Here is a 24,860-nt window from a genome sequence, read left to right on the forward strand (position 1 = left end):
CTTTACTCCTCCCAGAGAAGGTTGAATTGCTCAAGCTTGGATGGGTCCGTCATTATCTCGCTATGCTGGTCGTCCGACAGTTCGACGTACCCTGCGACGCCTACAACCCACTCGTCATAGTCGGTGCCCAACACACCAATATCCGTAGCCAGCAGCCCTACAACTATCTCATTGTCAGCCGGCTCATACTGCCGAGTTTCGGGGTTCAGCCACTTTACTTTGGCTACCGCCCACAAAACCACACGATCTAGCTCGGGAGCATCTGGAGTACCCTTGACTCGATACCAATTTCCAACGGCAGAGGTGATCGATCCTATCGAGGCGATGTCATAGTTGGACATACCGGCTAGCTCCGATACGTCACGGCGTTGACCGCCGCGATCACTTCATCGACGTTCGGCAGCGCCAGCTTTTCGAGATTGGCAGCGTAGGGCATCGGGACGTCCTTGCCGGTGACGCGCAGGATCGGCGCATCGAGATAATCGAAGGCCTGCTCCATGACGCGGGCCGAAATATCGGCGCCGATACCGCCCTGCGGCCAGCCCTCTTCCACCGTCACCAAGCGACCGGTCTTCTTGACCGAAGCAATGACAGTATCGATGTCCAGCGGGCGCAGCGTGCGCAGGTCGATCAGTTCGACATCCAGCCCGGCGGCGACCAGCTTTTCGGTGGCCTGGGTGGCGTAGCGCATGCCCATCGAGAACGAGACGATGGTGACATCCTTGCCCGAGCGGGCGATGCGCGCCTTGCCGATCGGCAGCACGAAATCGTCGACCTTGGGGACCAGACCCGTCGAGCCGTAGAGGATTTCGTTTTCGAGGAACACGACCGGGTTGGGCGAACGGATCGCCGCTTTCAGCAGGCCCTTGGCATCGGCGGCGCTATAGGGCGCGATGACGGTGAGGCCGGGGACATGGGAGTACCATGCCGAATAATCCTGGCTGTGCTGGGCGCCGACGCGCGAGGCGACGCCATTAGGACCGCGGAACACGATGGGCGCCTTGACCTGGCCGCCCGACATATAGAGCTGCTTGGCGGCGGAGTTGATGATCTGGTCGATTGCCTGCATGGCAAAGTTCCAGGTCATGAATTCCACGATGGGGCGCAGGCCGGCAAAGGCCGCACCGACCGCCAGACCGGCAAAGCCATGCTCGGTGATCGGCGTATCGATGATGCGCTCGGGCCCGAATTCCTGCAACAGGTTCTGGGTGATCTTGTAGGCGCCCTGATATTCGGCGACTTCCTCGCCGATGATGAAGACGTCCTTGTCGCGGCGCAGCTCTTCGGCCATGGCCTCGTTCAGCGCCTGGCGGACGGTCATTTCGACCATTTCCACGCCGGCCGGCAGATCGGGATCGCCCTGCGCTTCGAACTTGGGGGCAGCGGGAGCCGCCGCAACCGTTGGCGCGGGAGCAGGCGCTTCGGCCTCGATCATGCTCGGAGCCGCTTCGGCGGCGGGCGCAGCGGCGGGAGCGGGAGCAGCCTCGGCCGTTTCGCCTTCGCCCAGAATCAGCGCGATGGGCGTATTGACCTTCACATTGTCGGTGCCCTCGGCGATCAGCAGCGCCTTGACCACGCCTTCGTCGACCGACTCGACTTCCATGGTCGCCTTGTCGGTTTCGATCTCGGCCAGCACGTCGCCGGACTTGACGGTGTCACCAACCTTGACCAGCCACTTGGCGAGCTTGCCTTCTTCCATGGTGGGCGACAGCGCGGGCATCAGAATATTGGGCATTTAGCTCTCCTGCCGCGCGAGCTGGGGCATTGCTGCCGCCCGGGACGCGGGAAACGGGATTAGATTCGCAAATTGCGCCGGAATGACGCGTGGATCGTTGATGAGGGCCGGCTGTTCGGCGACGGTAGTATTAGCGGGCGCCGTCCGGGAGCCAAGGCCACCGAGCACCACGCCGATGACCACCAGCACGACGAACACGATGACCGAGCGTTGGTAAATCGCCAGGTGCGGCTTGGCCTCGGGGCCGCTCTTGGCCGCGAGGTCCTTGAATTTCCACCAGCCGAGCAGGAAAAAACCGCCCAGCCCCTGCCCCTTGGGCGACAGCCGGACAACGGACATCGCCTCACGCACGGCAACTGCCAGCGTGAGGAGAGCCAGAACTGCGACGACGCCGGCCAGGATGGTCATGACGTTATGCGCTGACCGTGATGTCGGTCCACAGCTCGGCCGCATCCGGCTCGGGCGCGGTGGTGGCGAAATCGGCGGCCTCAGTGACGATGGCGCGAATATCGGCCTCGATCTTCTTGAGGCTCTCTTCGGTTTCGTAACCGGCCTCCAGGAGGCGCACCTTGACCTGTTCGATCGGGTCGCGCTCCTGGCGGTACTTGGTCACTTCGTCCTTGGTGCGATACTTCGCCGGATCGGACATGGAGTGACCACGATAACGGTAGGTCAGCATTTCAAGGATGTACGGGCCCTTGCCGGAGCGAGCATGCTCGATAGCGCGCTCGGCGGCATCGTGCACCAGGCGCACATCCATGCCATCGACCTGCTCGCCGGGGATATTGAACGAAGCGCCGCGCGTGGACAGATCGGTGGTCGCCGCAGCGCGCTCGATCGAGGTGCCCATGGCATATTTATTGTTTTCGATGATGAAAACGACCGGCAGGCTCCAGAGCTTGGCCATGTTGAAGCTCTCATAGACCTGGCCCTGATTGGCCGCGCCGTCGCCGAAATAAGCCAGGCTGACCGAACCGTCGCCACGATATTTGGCGGCGAAGGCCAGCCCGGTGCCTAGAGAAACCTGGGCGCCGACGATGCCGTTGCCGCCATAGAAGCGGTGCTCATTGGAGAACATATGCATGGAGCCACCCTTGCCGCGCGACAGCCCGGCTTCGCGGCCGGTCAGTTCGGCCATGACGCCCTTGGGGTCGAGCCCCATGACCAGCATGTGGCCGTGATCGCGATAGCCGGTGATCTGGGCATCAACGCCCTTTTTGGAGGCCATGGTGACGCCGGTGACGACCGCTTCCTGGCCGATATAGAGATGGCAGAACCCGCCGATGAGGCCCATGCCATACATCTGGCCAGCCTTTTCCTCAAAACGCCGGATCAGCAGCATTTCGCGATACGCCTCGGTCTCCTGCTCCCGCGAAAATTCGGGAACATTGGACTGTGCCTTGGCCTTGGTGGCCACCGCCTTACGCGCCATGACATACGCTCCGCATCGATTTGGATTTCTGTGTAGCCGAGTTGGCCATAGATCGGCACAATAGCGCAAGTCGCCCTGCCCTAGCAAGGACAGCACGGGTCACACAATCGTCGCTAATGGTCTATAACATCAGTCAAATTCGGGTTTAACTGAGTTTCAGATAATTCCGAATATGAACTGGAAGTCGGTTTACCGGTTACTGGATCGACCATGACGATGATGTCGTCGGCATTGGCCATATTGAGCAGCGCCCGCGCCCGCTCGGTCACCAGATCCGGATCGAGCCGCCGCGTATCCATCAGGCTGGCGCGGTGCTTATAGGCATCGATTTCGGCCTGCAGCGCCGATGATCGCGATTTCAGAACTTCGATATCGGCGATGATCTGCTTGCGGTTCTCGATGCCGAATTGCCCGCCAATAGCGGAAAAACCGAGATAACCCTGAAAACACAACAGCGCCGCGCTCAACGCGAGCGGACGCCAGATTGCACGTTTCTTGAGACGGGTGGGCATGGGCGAACCGAATTGGACAAGCCATTATGCCTGCCAAGGGTTTAACGAGGGGTTGCCAATACGATGGGATCGCAATCATATGCCTGCAATCTGATCCCCAATCTCACACCCCCCACCGGCCTTCCCGCGGACTTGATCCGCGGGCCTCTATCAACTCGGCACAAGCGGCGAGTGGCCCGCGGATCAAGTCCGCGGGAAGGCGGTGGCGGGGAGGGTTCGGGGACCTCTCCGGCAACCGTCAGTATCTCGAGCGCTGGTTGCGCCTCAAACCAGCACGTAATCGATCTCCAGAAACTTCGCGACTTCCGGCACCCAGCGATCGCGCACAAACGCCACGTGGTCCGGGTGCCCGTCATAGCCCGAATAGGCGGCCTGGTCGGCGAACTCCATCGAGAAGCCGAAGGCATAATCGTTCTTGGCGCTGACCTGGCGGAGTTGCTCGAACTTGGTTACGCCGGGAATGGCGGCGAGGATTTTCGCATCGCGCAGGAAGGCCGCCTCCTGGGTGGAGCCGGAAGCATGCTTGAGGGTGAAGATGACGCTATGACGGATCATGATTATCCTACTGTTCCCAAAGACTCGGTGGCGGCGATGGCCGCCATGTTGACGATGCCGCGGCTGGTGACCGACGGCGCCAGGATATGGGCGGCCGATTTCGGCCCCATCAGGATCGGGCCGACCGACAGCGCATTGTTCATTTCCTTGAGCAGCGTCATCGACAGGTTGGCCGCGTCAAGATTGGGGAAAATCAGCAGGTTGGCTTCGCCCTTGAGCACGCTGTCGGGGATATAGCGCTCGCGCAATTCCTGGCTGAGCGCCAAGTCGCCCTGCATTTCCCCTTCAACCAAAAGGTCCGGGGCGACCGCCTTGAGCTTCTGATAGGCCTCACGCATCTTGTAGGCGCTGTCGCCATCGCGCGAGCCGAAGTTGGAATAACTGAGCAATGCCGCCCGCGCCTCGATATTGAAGCGCTTGAGATGGTCGCGCGCCTGCAAGGTGATGCTGACGATCTCGTCCGGCGTCGGGTCCTGATTGACATAGGTGTCGGCCAGGAAGAACGCGCCACGCGGCATGATCAGCATGGAGAGTGCTGAAATATCGCTGACGCCATCCTGCATGCCGATGATCGAGCGAATGTCGCGCACGTGGCGGATGAAGCGTCCCTGCAGTCCGCAGATCAGTGCATCGGCATCGCCGCGCTTGACGCCGAGCGCGCCGATCACCGTGGTATTGGTGCGCACAACCTGTCGGGCGGTGTCCGGCGTGACGCCGCTGCGGCCGACCAGCGAGTGGAATAGCGAGACATAGTCGCGATAGCGCGGATCGTCCTCGGGATTGATGATCTCGAAATCCCTGCCGGGCTTGAGATTGAGCCCGAAGCGCTCGATGCGCTGCTCGATCACTGAAGGGCGGCCGATCAGGATTGGCCGGCCGATCTTCTCTTCGAGAATGACCTGCGCCGCCCGCAGCACGCGCTCGTCCTCGCCATCGGCGAAGGCGATGCGTTTTTCCTGGCCCTGGGCCCGGTCGATGATCGGCTTCATGACGAGGCCGGAGCGGAACACGAAGCGGTTGAGGCTGTCGCGATAGGCGTCGAAATCGGCGATCGGCTTCTTGGCCACGCCCGAATCCATCGCCGCACGGGCTACGGCCGGCGCGATGCGCAGGATCAGGCGCTGGTCGAACGGATTGGGAATGATGTGCTCGGGCCCGAACACCGCTGGTGCGCCGGAGGGCGACACTTCCAACCCCGGCTCGTGGGCCAGCTTGGCGATGGCTCGCACAGCGGCCAGCTTCATTTCCTCATTGATTGTGGAGGCGCTGACGTCGAGCGCGCCGCGGAAAATGAACGGGAAGCAGAGGACGTTGTTGACCTGGTTCGGATAGTCCGACCGGCCGGTGCACACCATGGCGTCGGGACGCAGCTCCTTGGCGACCTCAGGCATGATTTCCGGGTTGGGATTGGCGAGCGCTAGGATGAGCGGCTTGGGGCCCATCTTCATCACCATTTCAGGCTTCAGCGCCCCGGCGGCCGACAGGCCGAGGAAGATATCGGCGCCGTCGATGACTTCGGCGAGCGACGTAGCCTCGCTCTCGCGGCGGAATTGGCCGCGCCACTTGTCGTTGACGTCGTTGCGCTTGTGAGTGACCAGCCCGTCCTTGTCGGCCACCCAGATGTTTTCGTATTTGGCGCCCAGCGCCACCAGCACGTTGAGGCAGGCAATGGCCGCGGCCCCTGCCCCGGAGGTGCAAATCTTGACGTCTTCGATGCGCTTCCCGGCCAGCTCCAGCCCGTTCAGCACCGCCGCGCCGACGATGATCGCCGTGCCGTGCTGGTCGTCGTGGAACACCGGGATGCTCATGCGCTCGCGCAAAGCTTCCTCGATCTCAAAGCAATCCGGCGCGCGGATGTCTTCCAGGTTGATGCCACCAAACGTCGGCCAGAGTGGCGCCACGGCCTCGATGAACTTCTTGGGATCGATCTCGTCGATCTCGATATCGAACACGTCGATGCCGGCGAACTTCTTGAACAGGACCGCCTTGCCCTCCATCACCGGCTTGGATGCCAGCGCGCCGATATTGCCCAGGCCGAGCACGGCAGTGCCGTTGGAAATGACGCCAACGAGGTTCTGCCGCGAGGTATAGCGCGACACCGCTTCGGGATCGGCGGCGATTTCCTCGCAGGGAGCCGCGACGCCGGGCGAATAGGCCAGCGCCAGGTCGCGCTGGTTGCCCAGTGGCTTGGTTGGCTGGATTTCGAGTTTACCGGGCTTGGGGAATTCGTGGAAATGCAGGGCCGCCTCACGCAGGGCCTTGTGCTGTTCATTGACGTCAGTCGACACCGAATTCCTCCCAATGCACGATTCCGTGGCGGGCGTTATCCACCGTCACCCGAAGGGTTCGTGCCACCAATCCACCGGCAATGAAAGGGCATATGCTCGCAAAAGGGTTCGACTAAAGTCGGCACCGGCCATCAGGCGGCGGTGGCGATCACGTCCTGAACGCTGCGGCGCGGCTGCTTGCTGGAGTGCAAAGCAAGCGCCAGTTCCTTATAGGCGGCGGCCTTGAGCGCCGGCGCGAAGATGTAGCCCTGTGCATGCAACACGCCGCGCGCCCGCAAATAAAGCGCCTGCGCCTCGGTCTCGACGCCCTCGGCGATGATTTCGCAATTCAGGTCGCGCGACATGGCGATCAGCCCGTCGAGCACCGGCACCTGCGTGGTATCCGGCTTGATCATGTCGACGAACACCCGGTCGATCTTGATGATGTCGAGGCCCAACGTCTGCAGATAGGCTAGGTTTGAGTGGCCGGTGCCGGCGTCGTCCATGGCCAGGCGGCAACCCAGCGCGTGAAAGCCGGCGATGACGCTATTGGCCTGCATCGAATTGCCCAACGGCCGGCGCTCGGTGATTTCGAACACCAATTGGCGGAAATTGATGCTGGAGCCGCCAAAAATCGCCTGCACGTCTTCCACGATCGAACTGTCGCGGAAATGCCCTTCGAACAGATTGATCGAGATTTTCATGTCCGGCATGGTCTTGCACAGCACGCCGAGGTCGACCTTGACCTGCTCCATCAGCGACAGCGTCATGGGGATGGCAAGGCCGGTGACCTCAGCATAGTCGATGAAGGCGCCCGGCGGCACGACGTCGCCGTTCTTCTTCTCCCAGCGACACAGCACTTCGCAGCCGACCAGATCGCCGGTCTTGAGGTTGATCACCGGCTGGTAATACGGCTTGATCTCGCCATTGGCGACGGCGCGCTCGAGGTCGAAGGCCGGAACGCGCGAACGCCGCACGTATTGCAGCGACATGAGCAGGAAGCCGCCGCTCATCAGGCAGGCGATAATGGTGAAGCTGGCATCGAGGTCGGCATAGCTCGCCCGCACCATGGCGAACGGCACGGCGCTTTCGGCCAAGAGCGGCAACTCGCCGGCAAAGGCCTGGGCATAAACGAAGTCGGTGCTGGAACTGCGCCGGTCGAACGCCGTCGGATCGCCCACCGTCAGGATGGCGGTGCCATCGGTCAGCATGAACCGCAGCAATGCCGCGGGGCTCAGCCCGTTCGCCAAGGCTCCGGTGGTCTGGCCGATCAGCGGTACGAAGGCCGAAACCCGGCGCGTATCGCCGAACGCCTGGGTGATCTTGAGCACCGGCATGGCCATGTCGGCCAGCTTGACCACGGTCATGGTCTCAGTATGCCCCGGCACCGGCAGGCTCGCCGAAATCGGCGAATAGGCCACGGTGCGCCCGAAGGCATCGCAATATTGTACACCATCACGATTTTCGACCAGCACCTGCTTCATCATCAGGCTGGATTCGATCTCGTGCTGCACATTGGCCACGAACGTGGGCGTGCACAGCGACGGACTATCGATCATGATCCGGCGGAGAGCCGAAATTGCGTCATTGGTGTTGATTTCGATTTGCGAGGTGATGGCGCTGATCGACTGCTGCGTCACGTCTTTTTCGCGGACCCGCACATAGGCGTCCAGCAGATAATCGACAGCGACGATGGGGATAAACGCCAGAATGGCGCCCAGCAGCATCAGAATGTGGTTGTAGCGGGATTTCAACGCACGAATCCACCGGGCTCAATTTGTATTCAATTGAGTATCAATCAGCGTTTAACGGACCGCTAATGATGATGGAATGAAGGGGCGAAAAGTGGCCCGGGTAGGAGAGATGGATCACCGGGACAAGCCCGGTGATGACGGTGGTGGGGAATGCAGGGGGAAAGCCGGACGGGCCTACTTGTCCTGCACGTTCAGGCGGATGCTCAATTCGCGCAACTGGCTTGGCGAGGCCGGGCTCGGCGCGCCCATCAGCAGGTCTTCGGCCTGCTGGTTCATCGGGAAGGCGGTGATTTCGCGCAGGTTCTGACGGCCGCAGATCAGCATGACGATGCGGTCGATACCGAAGGCAGCGCCACCATGCGGCGGAGCGCCGAACTGGAACGCGCGGTAAAGCCCGCCGAACTGCTCCTCGACCTCGTCGCGCGACTTGCCGGTCAGTTCGAACGCCTTGACCATGGTCTCGGGCAACTGGTTGCGGATCGAGCCGGATGCGATTTCGAAGCCGTTGCAGACGGCGTCGTACTGGTACGCCTTGATGGTCAGCGGGTCTTCGTTGTTCAGCGCATCGATCCCGCCCTTGGGCATCGAGAACGGGTTGTGGGCGAAATCGATCTTGTTCTCGTCATCCAGCTCGTAGAACGGGAAGTCGACGATCCAGCACAGCGCGAACTGCTCGGTATCGACCAGATTCAACTCGGTGCCGATCCGCGTGCGGGCCTCGCCGGCAAATTTGTACATCTTCTCCGGGCGGCCCAGCACGAAGAATACCGCATCGCCGGCATTCAACCCCATCTGCTTGCGAATAGCTTCCGTACGCTCTGTGCCAATATTCTTAGCCACCGGTCCCGCGCCGACAACACTGTCGGACCAGAGACCCAACTCTCTGACGACGCGTTCGCGATACTGGTCGTCGTTCTCACCCTTATTTTTCGGGTTCGCCACCGCGTCAAAGACGTAGTTGTCCGGAACACCTTGAACTCTAAAGAAGATGTAACCCAGGCCGGGCTGGCCTTCGCCCTGCGCCCAGGCGTTCATGCGATCGCAGAAAGCGCGCGAGCCGCCGGTCGGCGCGGGAATGGCCCAAACTTCAACCTTCGAATCAGCCTCGATCTGGCCGGCGAAGACCTTGAAGCCGGAACCGGCAAAATGCTCGGTGACCTGTTGAATCTCGATCGGGTTGCGCAGGTCCGGCTTGTCCGAACCATATTTGCGGATCGCCGTGTCATAGGGAATGCGCGGCCATTCCTTGGTGACGCGCTTGCCGTCGGCAAACTCCTCGAACAGGTTCGTGATCACCGGCGCCATGGTGTCCCAGACTTCTTCCTGGGTGACAAAGCTCATTTCCAGGTCGAGTTGGTAGAACTCGCCCGGCAGGCGATCGGCACGCGGGTCTTCGTCGCGGAAGCACGGCGCGATCTGGAAATAGCGGTCGAACCCGGCCACCATCAGCAATTGCTTATACTGCTGCGGCGCCTGCGGCAGCGCAAAGAACTTGCCGGGATGAATGCGGCTCGGCACCAGGAAGTCACGCGCGCCTTCAGGCGACGACGCGGTCAGGATCGGCGTCGAATATTCGGCAAAACCAATGCCTTCCATGCGGCGGCGCATCGAAGAAATCACCTTGGTGCGCTTGACGATATTGGCGTGCAGCGTCTCGCGGCGCAGGTCGAGGAACCGATAGCGCAAGCGGATGTCTTCGGGATAATCGGGCTCGCCGAACACCGGCATCGGCAATTCCTTGGCCACCGACAGCACTTCGATTTCGCGGATGAATACTTCAATCGTGCCCGTCGGCAGGTTCACGTTCACCGCCGTTGCGTCGCGCAACTTCACTTCGCCATCGATGCGCACGACCCACTCGGAGCGAATCTGTTCGGCCGCGGCAAAAGCCGGCGAATCCGGATCGATGACGCACTGGGTCAGGCCGTAATGATCGCGCAGATCGAAAAACAGCAGCCCGCCATGATCGCGAACGCGATGAACCCAGCCGCTGAGCCGGACGGTCTGGCCCGCATCCTGCGCAGTCAGGGCGCCACAGGTGTGGGAGCGATAGCGATGCATTGTCATGTCGTAACCACCGAAAAAGGCCGGAATCTTGGCGGGAAAAGCGCATGGGACTCCGCACTTGTCAAGCAGCGCGGCGGCGCCGAAGGTACGGTTCGTACCCTTCGCGGCTAACCAATTCTCATAGCTTAACAAATCCCTTCTGGAGTGGGACTGCCGCACCTGCTAGGAAGAAATACGACTATATTGAGACGGAAGCCGGTATGGACCTTGTAATATCCACAGACGTACTCGCGGGTTTCTGCGAGCGCGCCGCACAGTTCGATTTTGTAACGGTCGATACCGAGTTCCTGCGTGAAACCACGTACTGGCCCAAGCTCTGTCTGATTCAGGCGGCAACGCCCGATGAGGCGATCCTGATCGACCCGCTTGCCCCGGGTCTCGATCTGGCGCCGTTCTTCGTGCTGCTGGCCAATCCCGCGGTCACCAAGGTGTTCCACGCCGCCCGGCAGGATATCGAGATTTTCGTCAAGCTGACCGGCAAGGTGCCGGTCAATATCTTCGACACCCAGATCGCCGCCAGTGTCTGCGGCTTTGGCGACAGCGTGTCCTACGACAACCTCGTCCGCGCCATCACCAATGTCGAACTCGACAAATCCTCGCGCTTTACCGACTGGTCGGCCCGTCCCCTCAGCGAAAAGCAGCGCCTTTACGCCGCCGCCGACGTTACCCATCTGCGCGATATCTATCTCGAGCTGCGCAAGCAGGTCGACGCCACCAAGCGATGGGACTGGGTTGAGGACGAGCTGGGCGTGCTGCGCAGCATCGACACCTACGTGGTCCAGCCCGACCAGGCCTGGGAACGCCTGAAGATGAAAATCAACCGCCCCCGCGACCTGGCGGCGCTCAAGCGCCTCGCCGGCTGGCGCGAAAAGCGCGCCCAGGACGGCGACCAGCCGCGCAGTCGCGTGCTCAAGGACGATGTGCTGTTCGAACTGGCCATGCAGCGCCCACTCACCCCCGACGCCTTCGACAAGCTGCGCGCCGTGCCGCGCGGCTTTGGCCGCAGCAGCGCCGCCGCCGAAATTATGGTCATGCTCAAGGAAGTCGAAGCGCTCGACAAATCCGAGCTGCCGCACATGCCCGACCGCTATCGCGGGCCCTCACCCAAGGGCGCCGTTGGCGACTTGATTCGCGTCCTGCTGAAATCGGTTGCAGAGCAACACGGCGTCGCCGCCCGCATCATCGCCACCTCCGACGAAATCGACGCCCTGGTGCTCGACGACGAAGCCGACGTCCCCGCCCTCAAGGGCTGGCGCCGCAAGCTGTTCGGCGACAAAGCGCTGGACATCAAACACGGCCGTGTCGGCCTGGTGGCGACCCGCAAGGGTGTGGTGGAATTTGCCGTCAAGGACACGACGCCGGCGGAGTAGCCAGCGCACTCGCCCGCTCTAGACGATCCGCACTTTCGCGTTCTTGTGGCCAGCAACCCCGGCGAATTGGTCAAGCCGGCCCTGCAGGTGTTCGCCGTCGAGGAAGGCAAAGTCCTGGGGGAGGACGAGGACCAGGGTGTTGCCTTCGACGAGGAAGCGGATGCGTGGCAGGACGCCGGGCATGGCGGCGGTCATCGGATAGGCGACGCGGAATAGCGCGCCGATCAGCTTGGCGCGGACGGAGGCGACAGGCCCCGCCAGTCCCACCAGCGGTTGCGGCACGCCCTTGAGCTTGAGCCCGTTGTAGCGCACGGCGATGACGTGGGCGAGGAAGGCGCGGCCGGGATGATCGACGCCGGTCAGCGAGCCATAGGCCACCGCATCGACGCTCTGCGCCCCGCGATAGTCGGGATGCGCGCGCCAGCCGATATCGGCCAGGAGGCACGACACCTGGCGCAACCGCGTTTCCTCCGACGTCTCGCTGACGCCAGCGGCTGTCAGATATTGGGTGCTGAACTCGATCAGGTCGTTGGCGTGTGCCGGCGAGCGCGAGCGCAGTACGGAAAGCTCCTCCGAACCCTGGATTAGGGGATCGATCGCTTGTTCGCGGCTATCGAGCAGGCCGTAGAGATAGCCTTCGCGGACGCCCAGGGCCGAGAACACCACGGTGTCAAAGCGCCCCGCCCGCAGCACTTCGGCCAATGCGACCGCGCCGAACGGCACCAGGTCGCGGCGCGACGAGCTGACGCTGCCCGAGCCCGGATAATCCTTGAGCGAACCCGAGGCGACGATCTCGTCGCAGAGCGCAATCATGTCGGCCGCGGGCACGACGTAGTGCTGCACCATCTGCAGCGGATAATGCCGGCGGACCTGATGCAGCTTGGCCAGCGACCGCCACGTACCGCCGATAGCGGCGAATGCGCCGCCGCCCGGGCCGCGTGCCAGCGACGAGTGCTGCAGCCGCTCGCGCGCGATCTCGCCGGCCTTGACCGCCGAGCCGCCGCTGTCGTCCTGCAGCCGGATCACGCCCAGCTCGAACGTCTCGCCATTGGCATCGGCGCCGCTGGTGATGGTGGACAGCTCGAGACTGCCGCCGCCAAGATCGCCAACCATCCCGCTGAAATCGGGAATGCCCGCGACCACGCCGAGCGCGGCGAAATGGGCTTCCTGCTCGCCGCTCAGCACCTGCACCTTGGAATCGATAATGGCCTCGACCGCGGCGACGAACTCGCCGCGATTGGCGGCGTCTCGCACCGCCGAAGTGGCCAGCACATGGATTTTGCCAACCCGCATCATCCGCGCCACCAGCGCGAACCGTTTGATGGCGACCAGCGCCCGCGCCACGTTGCTGTCGGCCAGCCGTCCGGTCAGGGCGATGCCCCGACCCAGCGCGCAGGCCGATTTCTCGTTATAGAGCGGCGTCAGCGCCCTGGCATGACGCTCATAGACAACCAGACGGACCGAATTGGAGCCGATATCGAGCACCGCCACCGGCTTGGCGCCCTTGATGCGCCCCTGCGCGGTCGGATCGGCGTCGACGCCCCAGAATGAATTCAATCGAAGCCCTCGTCGCCCTCGTGCAATCCGGCGCTGCCGCGTCCCGAAAGCGATGGATTGGTCATGAAGTAGTCGTGCGCGTTGAAGGCTTCTTCGCCTTCTCCTAGCCTGATCCGGTGTGAACTGCCGTCTGGAAGCACTTCCCAGCTCTGCTGATTATCCCTGAGATAGGCAACCAAAATCCGGTCGAGGATCTGCTTATGCACGGTCTTGTTGAGGATGGGAACCATCACTTCAACCCGTCCATCCAGGTTCCGCCCCATCAGGTCGGCCGAGGAAATATAGACGGTGGCGCGCGGGTTGGGCATGGCCTCGCCATTGCCGAAGCAGTAGATTCTGGAGTGTTCGAGGAAGCGGCCGACGATGGATTTGACCCGGATATTCTCGGAAAATCCGGGGATACCGGGACGCAGGCAGCAGATGCCGCGCACGATCAAATCGACCTTCACGCCAGCCTGGCTGGCATCGTAAAGCCCGTCGATGATCTGCGGGTCGACCAGCGAATTCATCTTGAGCAGAATGCTGGCCGGCTGGCCGTTCTTCGCGAATTCGATTTCGCGGTTGATGCTGTCCATCAGCGTCTCGCGCAGGTTGACCGGGGAGACCGCGATGGTCTCCAGTTCGGTCGGCCGCGCATAGCCGGTGATGAAGTTGAACACCCGCGCCACGTCCCGCGTGATCGCCGGATCGATGGTGAAATAGCTGAGGTCGGTATAAACCTTGGCGGTGATCGGGTGATAATTGCCCGTCCCGATATGGCAATAGCTCACCAGCTTGCCCTTTTCGCGCCGCACCACCTGGCTCAACTTGGCGTGGGTCTTGAGCTCGATGAAGCCGAACACCACCTGCGCGCCGGCCCGCTCCAGATCGCGCGCCCAGCGGATATTGGCCTCTTCATCGAAGCGCGCCTTCAGCTCGACCAGACACGTCACCGACTTGCCAGCCTCCGCCGCCAGCACCAGCGCCTTGATGATCGGGCTGTCGGCCGAGGTGCGGTAGAGCGTCTGCTTGATGGCTACTACGTCCGGGTCACGCGCCGCCTGGATCAGGAATTGCGCCACCACGTCGAAGCTTTCGAAGGGATGATGGACCAGGATGTCCTTGGCCCGGATGGCGGCGAAATTGTCGCCGCTATAGTCGCGGATGCGTTCGGGGAAGCGCGCGTGATAGGGCGTGAACTTAAGGTCCGGCCGGTCGATATCGCAAATCTTGGCGGCATCGGCGAGGCCGAGGAACCCGTGCACCTCGAAGATATCGCCGTCCTTGACGCGCAATTGCTCGCTGATCTGGCGCTTGAGCGCGCGCGGCATGGTGCTTTCGACTTCCAGCCGGATCACTTGCCCGCGCCGGCGCTGGCGCAAGGCCGTCTCGAACTCGATGACGAGGTCTGCCGCTTCATCATCGATTTCGATTTCGCTGTCGCGGATCAGCCGGAACGCGCCCGAGCCGACCACTTCGTGACCGGGAAACATCTTATGGAAGAACAGCTTGACCAGCGTGTCGATGGTCACAACCTCGCTGCGCCCTTCCGAAACCAATCCGCCAGGCAGGTTGATGAACCGGTCGAGATTGGACGGAATGCGCACTAGCGCCGTCAGCGGCTGGTCATGATTGGGCCGGTTGAGTTCGAACGCCAACGCCAGTCCGAGATTGGGGATGAACGGAAACGGATGCGCCGGGTCGACCGCGATCGGCGTCAGCACCGGGAAGATTTCCTCACGGAACAGCTTGCTGAGGTAATTGATCTGGTCCGGCGTCAAATCGTCGGCTTCGTGGATCACTACGTTCTGCGCGAACAATTCTTCGCGCACCGTTTGCCAGTGGTCCTGCTGCTCCAGTTGCAGATGCTGGGCCAGCGTGCCGATTTCCTCGAGTTGCTCGGTCGGCGTCAGCCCGTCGGCGCTCTGCTTGGACAGGCCGGCGCGGGTTTGGCCCTTGAGTCCCGCCACACGCACCATGAAGAATTCATCGAGATTGTTGGCCGAAATCGAGACGAACCGCAGCCGCTCCAGCAGCGGGTGGTGCACATTGGCGGCCTCTTCGAGCACCCGCATATTGAACTGCAGCCAGCTGACCTCGCGATTGACGAAGCGGGCCGGGCTTTTGCGCAGCTCCTCGATATCGGGGACGGATGCGTCGGTCTCGGTGAATTCGCTCATCTCATTCATCGTCTTGCTCGTCCCGGTCATGTTCATATTGGGCCGCCCCAAGCGCCACGCGGCGACGATCAAGCGCATCGGCGGCAATGCTGCGGGTAATGGCGCTTCCCTTGGCCAGCGCCAACCGGTCCATCAAATCCGCAAGAATCACTGCTTCCTCGGTGGAGCGCTCCATCCGCGCGACCAGATAGGCGATGATTTTCGGATCGACAGCGATCTGCCGGTCCCCGAACAATTTCACGAACATCTGTGACAATTGGATGTCATCGCTCATCGCCATGCTGAACGCCGTCGCCCGGCGCACTCGCGAGCGCACATCATCGGTCGCCAGCGGCCATTGCGCAACATCTTCTCGCGCCGTCATCAGGATCGCGCGGTTGTCCCGCATCGCCTGGTTGAGCAGGTGGAACAGCCCGGCCTCGTCATAGGCGGCCCGGTCGACGTCCTCGATCACCAATGGCTGCCGTCCGCCATCGCGCGCCAGTCGTTCCAACTCGTCCACCGCGGCGAAATGGGCCGCGCTGCGGTCGGCGAAAATCCGCGCCAGATGCGACTTGCCCGATTTGGCCGGCCCCAGGATCAGCGTCAGCGGATCGCCCCAATGCGGGAAGGCCTGGACGCGCCCATAGGCCAGCTCATTGCCCTCGCCGACCAGGAAATCGCCTTCACCATGCGCCGGCACATGCCCGAGTTCGAGCGGGAGCTGCCCAGAAACCTGGTTTTCCGCCTCTGTGTCAAACCGGCCCAGGATCGCCACCGGTACCACCAGAACCCAGGTAGAGCGTGCTTTCCTTGTACTTGCGCACGCCGTAGCGCACCAGCACCGAGGCGATGGCCGCCATAGGCACGGCCAGCAGCAGGCCGACAAAGCCAAACACCGCACCCAAAGCGAGCAGCGCGAACATCATCCAGACCGGGTTGATGTTGATCGAGGAACCGACCAGCTTGGGATACAGAATATTACCCTCGATGAACTGCCAGAACAGGAACACGCCGGCGACGATGCCCACCATCAACGGATCGCCGGAGAACTGGACGATGGCGATGCCGACCGACAGCCCGAAGCCCAGCACGAACCCGACAAAAGGAATAAAGCTCATCAGGCCGGCGATGAGCCCGACGACGAGGCCGAAGTTCAGCCCGATCAAGCTCAGGGCCGTGGCGTAGAATGCCGCATCGATCAACAGGACACCGCCCTGCCCGCGGATCACGCCGGCCATCGACTTGTCGATGTCCTTGAGAATCATGTCGATCTCGCCCTTGTGCTCCTTCGGCAGCAGCCCTTCGATACCGTGAACCATGCCTTCCCAATCGAGCAGCAGGTAGAACGCCACCACCGGCGTGAGCACGGTGAAGCCGATGACGGCGGCGCCGGTCAGGCCGATATTGACCAGCTCCCCAGGCAAGGTGGCGATGAAGCCAAGCGCCTGCCCTGCCAGATCGTTGATGCTGGCCTGCAGCTGGGTAGCGCGCTCGGGCCCGAGCCACGCGTTGATTTCAGGAGACCAGCGCGCAAACAGCGCCTGCAGATCGCTCACATATTGCGGCAGGCGCTGGATCAGCCCGATGATCTGCTGACCGATCAGCGGCACGAACATGATGAAGATGCTGACCACAATGGTAATCACGCTCAGCAGCACGATCGTGGTGGCCCAGGCGCGGTTGATGCGCCACTTCTGTAACTGGTTCACCAGCGGATTGAGCAGATAGGCCAAAGCCGCCCCAACGATAAAGGGGAGCAGAATGGCGCGGAACACCCACAACACCAGCACCAGGGCAACCAGGAGGCCAATCCAGACCAGGACTTGATTTCGCAGTGTCATGCGGCGGGCAACCCTTGCTTCGGTTCAGTGGAGAAGCTATCAGGCCTCGTAGCGGCCAGCGCTGCAAAGTTCAACCGCTTGAGCTTATATCCGCGCTGTTGCGCCCGGTTTCCCCAATTTGGCATTGAGGCCCATGTCCGACCCGCAAAACCTGCCACCAAACGGACTCTCATACAAGCAGGCGGGCGTCGATATCGATGCCGGTAACGCCCTTGTGGAAGCGATCAAACCCGCGGTTCGTTCCACGCGCCGCCCCGGTGCAGACGGCGAAATCGGTGGCTTCGGTGGCCTGTTCGACCTCAAGGCCGCCGGCTTTATCGATCCGGTTCTGGTGGCCGCCAATGACGGCGTTGGCACCAAGCTCAAGATCGCCATCGAGACCGGCAACCACGCCACTATCGGGCAGGACCTGGTGGCGATGTGCGTCAACGACATCATCGTGCAGGGCGCCGAGCCGCTGTTCTTTCTCGATTACCTCGCCACCGGCAAGCTCGACGTCGCGCAGGCCACGGCCATCGTCACCGGCATTGCCGAGGGCTGCCGCATTGCCGGTTGCGCCCTGATCGGCGGCGAAACCGCCGAAATGCCGGGCATGTATCACGGCAATGACTATGATCTGGCGGGCTTCGCGGTTGGCGCGGCCGAACGCGGCACGCTTCTGCCGCGCGCCGATATCGCCGAAGGCGATATCTTGGTCGCCATCGCCTCCTCCGGCGTGCATTCCAACGGCTATTCGCTGGTCCGCAAGATTGTCGAGCTATCGGGCCTGGCCTGGATCGCCGATGCGCCCTTCGCGCCCGGTCAGTCGCTCTCCGAAGCACTGCTGACGCCGACCCGCATCTATGTGAAGCCCCTCCTCGCCGCGCTCAAGTCCGGCATTGCGATCAAGGCCCTGGCGCACATCACCGGCGGCGGCTTCATCGACAATATTCCGCGCGTGCTGCCCGATCATCTCGCCGCCCATGTCGATCTGGCCGCGGTCACCGTGCCGCGCGTATTCGGCTGGATGTCCAAGGTTGGCGGCATGAGCGAGCGCGAAATGCTGCGCACCTTCAATTGCGGCGTCGGCATGCTGGTCGCCGTGGCGCCCGAGGATGCCGCAAAATTGGTCGATCAACTCAACGCCGCCGGCGAAACCGCCGCTGTCGTCGGCCAGCTCATCGCCCGTACGGGCGAGCCGGTGACCTTCCAGGGCGCGCTGGCGCTGTGAGCCGCAAACGCGTCGGCATCCTGATCTCGGGCCGCGGCTCCAACATGCAGGCGCTGATCGAGGCCGCCAAGGCCGCCGATTATCCGGCTGAGATCGTTGGCGTGTTCTCCAACCGCGCCGCCGCGCCTGGCCTCGCGCTGGCCGCCAGCCAAGGCCTGGCCACGGGCTCGCTAGCCCAAAGCCAGTTCCCCAGCCGCGAGGCGTTCGAGGACGTGATGACCCGCATATTGGAAAGCTGGGAGGTCGACATCGTCTGCCTCGCCGGCTTCATGCGCATCCTGACCCCCGAATTCACGCTGCACTGGGCCGGACGGATGATCAACATCCACCCCTCGCTGCTGCCGCTGTACAAAGGCCTCGACACCCACGCCCGCGCACTGGCCGATGGCGCCACCGTCCACGGCTGCACCGTGCACTTCGTCACCCCCGGCCTCGACGAAGGCGCCTCGATCCTCGCGGCAGAGGTCCCTGTCCTGCCCGGCGATACGCCCGACACCCTGGCCGCGCGGATACTGGTTGAAGAACACCGGATTTACCCCGAAGCGCTGCGCATGCTGGCTTCCGGGGAAATCTCAGCTCACTAGCCCCCTCATCCGCCCTTCGGGCACCTTCTCCCACGAGGGGAGAAGGGAAGAACCGAAAGCTCTCAGTCGTCACCCTCTCCCCTTGTGGGAGAGGGACAGCTTGCGACGCGTTCAGCGGAGCAAGCAGGGTGAGGGGTTCTGCCGCCCCCATCACCCATTTTAATCCCACCCATCGTCAAAATCGGTTCGACCTTTGTTCTCGCCCGGCCTAGGTTCCGATTTTATCGTGGGGAATCGGCATGACACTGCGCGACTGGCTGCTCATCATTCTTATTGGCGCCATTTGGGGCTGCTCGTTCCTGTTCAATGCAATCCTGATCCGCGAACTCGGGCCGATCTGGGTCTCGGCCCTGCGCGTCACGGTCGGCGCCCTCGGCTGCTGGGCCTATTTCGTCGTCACGCGCCGCACGCTGCCGCGCGAACCGGTGCTTTACCTGCAATTTTTGATCCTCGGCGTGCTCAACTACGCCATCCCATTCGCGCTGTTCCCCCTTGCCGAACAGGACCTTCCCAGCGGCCTCGTCGGCGTCATCAACGCCCTGACGCCGCTGATGACCGTGGTCGTCTCCCATTTCTGGCGGGGCGGTGAAAGGGCCACCATCAACAAGTCGCTGGGCGTGCTGGTCGGCTTTGTCGGCGCAGCGATCTTGGCCTCGCCCTCGCTGAGCGGCGGCTCGTCCAATCAGCTCTGGGCCATCGGCGCGTGCCTGCTGGCGACGCTGTGCTACGCCTTCACGCTGAACTATGCCCGGCGCCTGCGCAGTGTCGATCCCACCACCATCGCTGCCTGTTCGCTGACTGCGGCCGCCATCGTCTCGCTGCCGTTTGGCTTCATTTTCGAGGGCATCCCCACCATTACCCGCGTCGAAACCTGGGGCGCCTTGCTGGGCATCGGCCTGCTGTCGAGCAGCTTCGCGTTCCTGTTGATGTATCGCATGCTGCCGCGCGTCGGAGCGACCAATTTCTCGATCAATACCTTCATCACCCCGATCTCGGCGATCCTGCTCGGCGTGCTGGTGCTGCACGAGCGCTTCGCGACGGTCCACATGATCGGTATGGCGGTGATCTTTTTGGGCCTGTTGCTGCTGGACGGCCGCATCCTCAAGCTCGGCCGCCGCGCTGCGGCCTGACCTGTCGAGTTCAATACGTGTTTTCGAAGAGCGTTACGGAGCCGCTGACGGACGGCACCATTGGATGGGCACCGTATAAAATGATGGGTCAGCTGCAAAATCGGCGGGGACCAGCATGCGAATTTTTGGAATAATCGAATTAACGCCGCACCGCCAATACACGCGCTCGACAAATGTCGAGCAAATCGCTGTCTCGGTATTCGAATTGACGACCGTATTGGCATCTTCCATGCCAAGCACGCGCGCAAGCAGCAATAATCCCAGCGACGGCATGTCGTAAGTCGTCTTGCTCAGCGATATCAGGGCGTCATCCAGCGCGGCAGCTGAAAGCGCCATTTGTCTGAACCGGACCAATTTCACCACGGGTTTCTTCAGCAGGTAGTCCGTTACCGATCGGGACTGAATATTGGCATCGGGATTGGCGTCCCAAATCAGCCCCCGGCCGTCATAGACCCCCACATGGGTCCACCGATGCACATCCCAGCCCGGATAAATAAATCTCTGATACGTGGTGATGGGATTGAAGATATTCGGGCTTGGTTCCGACGATAGAACGAGATCGCCCGCCGTCCAGTCGCCAAGATTTGCGACCAATGGCCCATGAGGACTGTTTACCCGGCCAAGCCGCAAAATTTCGGCCGGCAGGCTGTGTTCACTCAGGCCATTATAGGCATCCGCCTCGCCGACAAATTTACTTAGCATCCGGCTGTTTCATGCCCGCCCCACCCCGTTCAGGTTAGGCGAAATACATGAAAGGTTCATCAGCTAATGTTCGATGCCGATCGCGTTTGTCGTAATTATTCGGCAAGCGGCCGCGCGGTCCAGTTTGCGCTCGAACGCGACGAAATCGCCTTCGCGGGGAACGTCTCCATCGACTGCAAGAGCGTATTTCTCCGCCGCGTCGAAGTCCCAGACCGCCATCCATTCCTGGCCGTCCCGATCGAACCGATCAAGTACCTGTGCAATCGTCATAGCTGCCTCCTTGCCGGAGCAATGAGACGACAATGCGATAGTTAGGTTAATTCGCCGCAAACAAGCCGAACCCGCCTGTGGCGATGGTCCTATTCCAGCCCCAGCTTCTTCTTCATCAGCTCGTTGAGCGCCTGCGGATTGGCTTTGCCGCCGGAGGCTTTCATCGCCTGGCCGACGAACCAGCCGATCATGGTCGGCTTGGCCAGGACCTTGGCCACCTGATCGGGATTGGCGGCGATGATCTCGTCGATGATCGCCTCGATGGCGCCCAGATCGGTCACCTGCTTGAGGCCGCGGCGCTCGATCAGCTCGGCCGGATCGGCCGCCTTTTCCTCGGTCAGGATCAGCGCCAGCACGTCCTTGGCAATCTTGGTCGAGATGGTGCCATCAGCGACCAGGTCGGCGATGCCGGCGATCTGGCTCGGCGTCACGTGGGTTTCGGCGAAAGATACCTGCTGGGTGTTTGCATAGGCTGAGAGGTCACCCATGATCAGGTTGACCACCTGCTTGCCGTCGCGCGCCTTGCCGCCGAACTTGACGGTGGTCTCGTAGAAATCGGCGGCTTCGCGGTCCAGCGTCAGCACCATCGCGTCATAGGCTGAAACGCCGTAATCGCTGATGAAACGCGCCTGCTTCTCATCCGGCAGTTCCGGCAGCTTGGCCGCCAGCGCGTCGATGAACGCCTGGTCGAACTCCAGCGGCAACAGGTCGGGATCGGGGAAATAGCGATAGTCGTGCGCCTCTTCCTTGGAGCGCATCGAGCGCGTCTCGCCCAGCTTGGGATCGAACAGGCGGGTTTCCTGGTCGATGCTGCCACCATCTTCGAGAATATCGATCTGCCGGCGTGCCTCGTACTCGATCGCCTGCCCGGCAAACCGTACCGAGTTCACATTCTTGATTTCACAACGCGTGCCGAATTCGCCACCTGGACGGCGCACCGACACGTTGACGTCGGCGCGCATGGAGCCCTGCTCCATATTGCCGTCGCAGGTGCCCAGATAGCGCAGGATCGTGCGCAGCTTGGACAGGTACACCTTGGCCTCTTCCGAAGAACGCAGATCGGGCTTGCTGACGATTTCCATCAGCGCGACACCGGAACGGTTGAGGTCGACGAAGCTCATGTTCGGATGCTGGTCGTGGATCGACTTGCCGGCGTCCTGCTCCAGATGCAGCCGCTCGATGCCGATCTCGATTTCGCCATCCTCGCCCATGTCGAGGAAAACCTTGCCCTCGCCGACGATGGGGTCCTTGAACTGGCTGATCTGATAGCCCTGCGGCAGATCTGGATAGAAGTAGTTCTTGCGATCGAACACGCTGCGCTTGTTGATCTGCGCCTTGAGCCCCAGGCCGGTGCGCACAGCCTGGCGCACGCATTCCTCGTTGATGACCGGCAGCATGCCGGGCATCGCCGCGTCGACGAACGACACGTTAGCGTTGGGCGGATTGCCGAACAGCGTCGAGGACCCCGAGAACAGCTTGCTCTCGCTGGTCACCTGCGCATGCACTTCCATGCCGATGACGATTTCCCAGTCACCGGTCGAACCGGCGATGAAGCTTTTCGGATTGGGCGTGCGCGTATCGATAAGGGTCAATTGGTCGTCCTGGCGGGAAGGCAAAATGTACGTAAGTGCTTACTTATTGGCGGCGTTAGATGCAACGGAAACTCGGAACAGGGACATAATCTCTCCCACCCACCGTCCTTCCCGCGGACTTGATCCGCGGGCCACCATCAGCATTCACCAGGTTGGTAGAGACCCGCGGATCAAGTCCGCGGGAAGGCAGGACGAGGTGGCGCTGGCCTGCCCTCAGTCCTCGTCGTCGATGACCCCGACAAACGGGCTCAGCACCTTTTCCAGCCGCACGCTCATGAACGGCTCGTGCGCCGCGCGCCCGTCGGGCCGCATCGCGAGAATTCGATAACCCTGCTTTTCGTAGAACCGCACTGCCAGCACATTGTCGGCGGGCGTTTCGAGCTGCACCCGATCAGCGCCTTCCAGCTCGAGGATGGTCTCGACGCGTCGCAGCAACATGCTGCCCAGACCATTGCCCTGCAATTCGGGCATCACGAACAGGAACGGAATATAGGCCCGCTTGGCCGCGCGCGAGCACCAGGCGACGACGACGCCATCGACTTCGGCCACGGAAATCCGACCAAGCGTTTCCGAAACCACTTGTGCCAGCCGGCGCTGCTCGGCCTCGCGCATGCCGGGCCGCTCGGTCAAAAGGGGCAAAATACTGCTTTCCCAGGCGCGATAGGCAATATCGGCCAGCCGGCGGGCATCTTCGCTCTCGGCTTTGCGGATGAGGATGCCGGACATGGCCGTTTCTCCACTATTCGGCGCGGCGGCGCGCCGCGATGATGCCCTTCTCGTAATTGATATTCCAATCGATCAGGGTCCGCCAGATAAGTTCGGCCTGATCCTCGTCGAGATCAAGAGCCAAACTGCGGGTCCGTAATTTCTCGATGATCGCCTCGATCCGCACCGGGTCGCGCGCCTCGTGCGGATCGGTCTTAATCTCGGCCATCCGCGTCACATACTGGTGCCGCTCGGCGAACAGCGCCAACAGCGCCTGGTCCACCCGGTCGATCTCGAGGCGGACATCCTCTTTGGTTTCACATTGGGCGGGTTGCTTCTGAGCGGTCACGGCGGCATCCAGTTCGCAGAATTCGGTTGTTGCTGGTTTGCACCGGCTTGGCGTCGATTTCAACCGCCACTATCTGCCAATCTGGAAACCGGCCCCAGCCGGCGCTATAGAGGGCGGGCAAACAAGGTTATGCCTTCATGTCTACCAAGTCTGAGACCCGCTAGAGCCCCGTCCCACTGCGCGACGGGGCATGAATGAACCAGTCGCCGCCGAGCGTGATGCCGGCGAGCGCCTCTGTTTGTTCGCGGGCTTGGTTTTCAGCCGCCCGCTTTCGGGCCGACACTCACCATGGATATCTCTCGAAACGAACAGCGCGTGCTGCACGCGCTGGCGCAGGGCGGCCGCATCGCGCTGCTCAAGAACGAAGCTGGCAAGATAACTGGACTGGAATTCTTCAATCGCGAAGGCTGGCTCTTGAGCGATTGCAGCCTGGTGCTGTTCAAGAAGCTCAAGGCCAAAAAGGCAATCAAGTCGTCGGGTGGCCAGCCCTACCGCATCACCCGGCGAGGGCTGGAGCTGGTGCGAAGTGAATATGACAACCGGTGAGGAAGGCACCGCAGGATGTGCTGAGCTTCAGGTCAGGCCGAGTCGAAAATGGTGGGTTGGGAGCACCGGAGCGGAGCGTACATTGGTACGCGAGCACCGGAGCGCAGCAAGCCGACATTTGCAGACCGGCATCACCTGAAGATCAGTGCATCCTCAATGCCGCGTCACGTCGCTCAGGGCCGCCGCGATATGCTCCCACTCGGCACTAACGCTGGCCGTTGCCCGCTTTTTCCCCGCGCGGCGATACCAATAATCGGCATTGCCCATGTCGGCTTCGATCCAGTGCATCAGCGCATGCACCCAGTCGAACGCTTGCACGCCCTCCATCGCCTGCACGATATTATGCGCCTGCTCCCATTCGGGACCAACGCGCAAACTACCCTTCTTGAGCCACCACAGCGCCTGCAACGGCTTGCTCATATCCTTGGGCGGCTCGGACCAATCGAGCGAAGTAAAGATATCCACGGCCATCCCAATCACCCAAACATCGGCGCGCCTTAGCCCGCCGGAATTCCATATTGACTGCGCACATAGCGCTCAT

24 protein-coding genes are annotated in these 24,860 nt (G+C 62.0%); 5 read left to right on the top strand and 19 right to left on the bottom strand.

Annotated elements, in window-relative coordinates:
* Window positions 1-2 precede the first annotated feature (2 nt).
* From JWR51_RS16765 to aspS, 9 genes are all read right to left on the bottom strand, one after another.
* The gene (locus JWR51_RS16765) at window positions 3-341 is read right to left on the bottom strand and encodes a hypothetical protein (RefSeq protein WP_299749999.1); all 339 of its coding nucleotides are present in this window, start codon (window positions 339-341) and stop codon (window positions 3-5) included.
* 5 nt (window positions 342-346) lie between these two features.
* Window positions 347-1,735, bottom strand: a complete 1,389-nt coding sequence (locus JWR51_RS16770) for a pyruvate dehydrogenase complex E1 component subunit beta (protein WP_299750001.1) — start codon at window positions 1,733-1,735, stop codon at window positions 347-349.
* Entirely contained in the window at window positions 1,736-2,143 is a 408-nt protein-coding gene (locus JWR51_RS16775; protein WP_299750004.1) for a hypothetical protein, read from the bottom strand. It lies immediately after the preceding gene.
* Window positions 2,144-2,147: 4 nt separating this feature from the next.
* Complete coding sequence (gene pdhA / locus JWR51_RS16780; protein ID WP_299750007.1) at window positions 2,148-3,167, bottom strand: pyruvate dehydrogenase (acetyl-transferring) E1 component subunit alpha; 1,020 nt, start codon at window positions 3,165-3,167, stop codon at window positions 2,148-2,150.
* Between the two features lie 113 nt (window positions 3,168-3,280).
* The gene (locus JWR51_RS16785; RefSeq protein ID WP_299750009.1) at window positions 3,281-3,679 is read right to left on the bottom strand and encodes a septum formation initiator family protein; all 399 of its coding nucleotides are present in this window, start codon (window positions 3,677-3,679) and stop codon (window positions 3,281-3,283) included.
* Window positions 3,680-3,943: 264 nt separating this feature from the next.
* Window positions 3,944-4,234: a Dabb family protein gene (locus JWR51_RS16790; protein ID WP_299750012.1), complete on the bottom strand. Its 291-nt coding sequence runs from the start codon at window positions 4,232-4,234 to the stop codon at window positions 3,944-3,946.
* A 2-nt stretch (window positions 4,235-4,236) separates the two neighbouring features.
* Window positions 4,237-6,522: an NADP-dependent malic enzyme gene (locus JWR51_RS16795; protein WP_299750015.1), complete on the bottom strand. Its 2,286-nt coding sequence runs from the start codon at window positions 6,520-6,522 to the stop codon at window positions 4,237-4,239.
* Window positions 6,523-6,653: 131 nt separating this feature from the next.
* The gene (locus JWR51_RS16800) at window positions 6,654-8,255 is read right to left on the bottom strand and encodes an EAL domain-containing protein (RefSeq protein ID WP_299750018.1); all 1,602 of its coding nucleotides are present in this window, start codon (window positions 8,253-8,255) and stop codon (window positions 6,654-6,656) included.
* 174 nt (window positions 8,256-8,429) lie between these two features.
* Window positions 8,430-10,322: an aspartate--tRNA ligase gene (gene aspS / locus JWR51_RS16805; RefSeq protein WP_366525610.1), complete on the bottom strand. Its 1,893-nt coding sequence runs from the start codon at window positions 10,320-10,322 to the stop codon at window positions 8,430-8,432.
* A 200-nt stretch (window positions 10,323-10,522) separates the two neighbouring features.
* Between aspS and rnd the strand changes: the two genes are divergently transcribed.
* Window positions 10,523-11,692 carry a ribonuclease D gene (rnd, locus tag JWR51_RS16810; protein ID WP_299730623.1) on the top strand — a complete coding sequence of 390 codons (1,170 nt, stop codon included), beginning with the start codon at window positions 10,523-10,525 and terminating at the stop codon, window positions 11,690-11,692.
* 18 nt (window positions 11,693-11,710) lie between these two features.
* Here the strand turns inward: rnd and JWR51_RS16815 are convergent, their stop codons facing one another.
* From JWR51_RS16815 to JWR51_RS16830, 4 genes are read right to left on the bottom strand one after another with little or no spacing between them, the layout of a single operon-like run.
* The gene (locus JWR51_RS16815) at window positions 11,711-13,249 is read right to left on the bottom strand and encodes a Ppx/GppA phosphatase family protein (protein WP_299750020.1); all 1,539 of its coding nucleotides are present in this window, start codon (window positions 13,247-13,249) and stop codon (window positions 11,711-11,713) included.
* Window positions 13,246-15,417, bottom strand: coding sequence for an RNA degradosome polyphosphate kinase (locus tag JWR51_RS16820; protein ID WP_299750023.1), 2,172 nt, complete (start codon window positions 15,415-15,417; stop codon window positions 13,246-13,248). The genes JWR51_RS16815 and JWR51_RS16820 overlap by 4 nt, the downstream gene beginning before the upstream one ends.
* Entirely contained in the window at window positions 15,410-16,165 is a 756-nt protein-coding gene (locus JWR51_RS16825) for a hypothetical protein (RefSeq protein ID WP_299750026.1), read from the bottom strand. The genes JWR51_RS16820 and JWR51_RS16825 overlap by 8 nt, the downstream gene beginning before the upstream one ends.
* Window positions 16,143-17,231, bottom strand: a complete 1,089-nt coding sequence (locus JWR51_RS16830) for an AI-2E family transporter (protein WP_299750029.1) — start codon at window positions 17,229-17,231, stop codon at window positions 16,143-16,145. Before JWR51_RS16830 ends, JWR51_RS16825 begins: the two co-directional genes overlap by 23 nt.
* 133 nt (window positions 17,232-17,364) lie before the next feature.
* Between JWR51_RS16830 and purM the strand changes: the two genes are divergently transcribed.
* The 3 genes from purM to JWR51_RS16845 all read left to right on the top strand — a co-directional run bounded on the left by purM (window position 17,365) and on the right by JWR51_RS16845 (window position 20,155).
* The gene (gene purM / locus JWR51_RS16835; protein WP_299750032.1) at window positions 17,365-18,441 is read left to right on the top strand and encodes a phosphoribosylformylglycinamidine cyclo-ligase; all 1,077 of its coding nucleotides are present in this window, start codon (window positions 17,365-17,367) and stop codon (window positions 18,439-18,441) included.
* Window positions 18,438-19,025 (top strand): phosphoribosylglycinamide formyltransferase, encoded by a 588-nt coding sequence (purN, locus tag JWR51_RS16840; protein WP_299750034.1) that lies wholly within the window; start codon window positions 18,438-18,440, stop codon window positions 19,023-19,025. Before purM ends, purN begins: the two co-directional genes overlap by 4 nt.
* 239 nt (window positions 19,026-19,264) lie before the next feature.
* Window positions 19,265-20,155, top strand: a complete 891-nt coding sequence (locus JWR51_RS16845) for a DMT family transporter (RefSeq protein ID WP_299750037.1) — start codon at window positions 19,265-19,267, stop codon at window positions 20,153-20,155.
* 33 nt (window positions 20,156-20,188) lie between these two features.
* On the opposite strand, the gene JWR51_RS16850 is transcribed toward JWR51_RS16845, so the two are convergent.
* From JWR51_RS16850 to JWR51_RS16870, 5 genes are all read right to left on the bottom strand, one after another.
* The gene (locus JWR51_RS16850; RefSeq protein ID WP_299750040.1) at window positions 20,189-20,857 is read right to left on the bottom strand and encodes a hypothetical protein; all 669 of its coding nucleotides are present in this window, start codon (window positions 20,855-20,857) and stop codon (window positions 20,189-20,191) included.
* Window positions 20,858-20,920: 63 nt separating this feature from the next.
* Complete coding sequence (locus JWR51_RS16855; RefSeq protein WP_299750042.1) at window positions 20,921-21,127, bottom strand: hypothetical protein; 207 nt, start codon at window positions 21,125-21,127, stop codon at window positions 20,921-20,923.
* An 89-nt stretch (window positions 21,128-21,216) separates the two neighbouring features.
* On the bottom strand, window positions 21,217-22,719 hold the full coding sequence (gene gatB, locus JWR51_RS16860; protein WP_299750045.1) for an Asp-tRNA(Asn)/Glu-tRNA(Gln) amidotransferase subunit GatB: 1,503 nt from the start codon (window positions 22,717-22,719) through the stop codon (window positions 21,217-21,219).
* 213 nt (window positions 22,720-22,932) lie between these two features.
* Complete coding sequence (locus JWR51_RS16865) at window positions 22,933-23,445, bottom strand: GNAT family N-acetyltransferase (RefSeq protein ID WP_299750049.1); 513 nt, start codon at window positions 23,443-23,445, stop codon at window positions 22,933-22,935.
* 13 nt (window positions 23,446-23,458) lie between these two features.
* On the bottom strand, window positions 23,459-23,773 hold the full coding sequence (locus JWR51_RS16870; protein WP_299750052.1) for a chorismate mutase: 315 nt from the start codon (window positions 23,771-23,773) through the stop codon (window positions 23,459-23,461).
* A gap of 288 nt (window positions 23,774-24,061) precedes the next feature.
* On the opposite strand from JWR51_RS16870, the gene JWR51_RS16875 reads away from it, so the two are divergent.
* Window positions 24,062-24,319, top strand: coding sequence for a YjhX family toxin (locus JWR51_RS16875; RefSeq protein WP_299750055.1), 258 nt, complete (start codon window positions 24,062-24,064; stop codon window positions 24,317-24,319).
* A gap of 153 nt (window positions 24,320-24,472) precedes the next feature.
* On the opposite strand, the gene JWR51_RS16880 is transcribed toward JWR51_RS16875, so the two are convergent.
* Complete coding sequence (locus JWR51_RS16880; RefSeq protein ID WP_299750058.1) at window positions 24,473-24,790, bottom strand: hypothetical protein; 318 nt, start codon at window positions 24,788-24,790, stop codon at window positions 24,473-24,475.
* Window positions 24,791-24,860: the final 70 nt, after the last annotated feature.

Origin of the sequence: Devosia sp., from assembly GCF_028290625.1 — a bacterium.
Lineage (GTDB): Bacteria > Pseudomonadota > Alphaproteobacteria > Rhizobiales > Devosiaceae > Devosia.

Excerpts from the sequence above, each read along its gene's own strand:
- aspS (WP_366525610.1), bottom strand. The coding sequence starts at position 10,322 with ATGACAATGCATCGCTATCGCTCCCACACCTGTGGCGCCCTGACTGCG.
- rnd (WP_299730623.1), top strand. The coding sequence starts at position 10,523 with ATGGACCTTGTAATATCCACAGACGTACTCGCGGGTTTCTGCGAGCGC.
- JWR51_RS16850 (WP_299750040.1), bottom strand. The coding sequence starts at position 20,857 with ATGCTAAGTAAATTTGTCGGCGAGGCGGATGCCTATAATGGCCTGAGT.
- JWR51_RS16765 (WP_299749999.1), bottom strand. The coding sequence starts at position 341 with ATGTCCAACTATGACATCGCCTCGATAGGATCGATCACCTCTGCCGTT.
- pdhA (WP_299750007.1), bottom strand. The coding sequence starts at position 3,167 with ATGGCGCGTAAGGCGGTGGCCACCAAGGCCAAGGCACAGTCCAATGTT.
- JWR51_RS16785 (WP_299750009.1), bottom strand. The coding sequence starts at position 3,679 with ATGCCCACCCGTCTCAAGAAACGTGCAATCTGGCGTCCGCTCGCGTTG.
- JWR51_RS16830 (WP_299750029.1), bottom strand. The coding sequence starts at position 17,231 with ATGACACTGCGAAATCAAGTCCTGGTCTGGATTGGCCTCCTGGTTGCC.
- JWR51_RS16775 (WP_299750004.1), bottom strand. The coding sequence starts at position 2,143 with ATGACCATCCTGGCCGGCGTCGTCGCAGTTCTGGCTCTCCTCACGCTG.
- JWR51_RS16855 (WP_299750042.1), bottom strand. The coding sequence starts at position 21,127 with ATGACGATTGCACAGGTACTTGATCGGTTCGATCGGGACGGCCAGGAA.
- JWR51_RS16865 (WP_299750049.1), bottom strand. The coding sequence starts at position 23,445 with ATGTCCGGCATCCTCATCCGCAAAGCCGAGAGCGAAGATGCCCGCCGG.
- JWR51_RS16790 (WP_299750012.1), bottom strand. The coding sequence starts at position 4,234 with ATGATCCGTCATAGCGTCATCTTCACCCTCAAGCATGCTTCCGGCTCC.
- JWR51_RS16845 (WP_299750037.1), top strand. The coding sequence starts at position 19,265 with ATGACACTGCGCGACTGGCTGCTCATCATTCTTATTGGCGCCATTTGG.
- JWR51_RS16880 (WP_299750058.1), bottom strand. The coding sequence starts at position 24,790 with ATGGCCGTGGATATCTTTACTTCGCTCGATTGGTCCGAGCCGCCCAAG.
- JWR51_RS16875 (WP_299750055.1), top strand. The coding sequence starts at position 24,062 with ATGGATATCTCTCGAAACGAACAGCGCGTGCTGCACGCGCTGGCGCAG.
- JWR51_RS16820 (WP_299750023.1), bottom strand. The coding sequence starts at position 15,417 with ATGAATGAGATGAGCGAATTCACCGAGACCGACGCATCCGTCCCCGAT.
- purM (WP_299750032.1), top strand. The coding sequence starts at position 17,365 with ATGTCCGACCCGCAAAACCTGCCACCAAACGGACTCTCATACAAGCAG.
- JWR51_RS16770 (WP_299750001.1), bottom strand. The coding sequence starts at position 1,735 with ATGCCCAATATTCTGATGCCCGCGCTGTCGCCCACCATGGAAGAAGGC.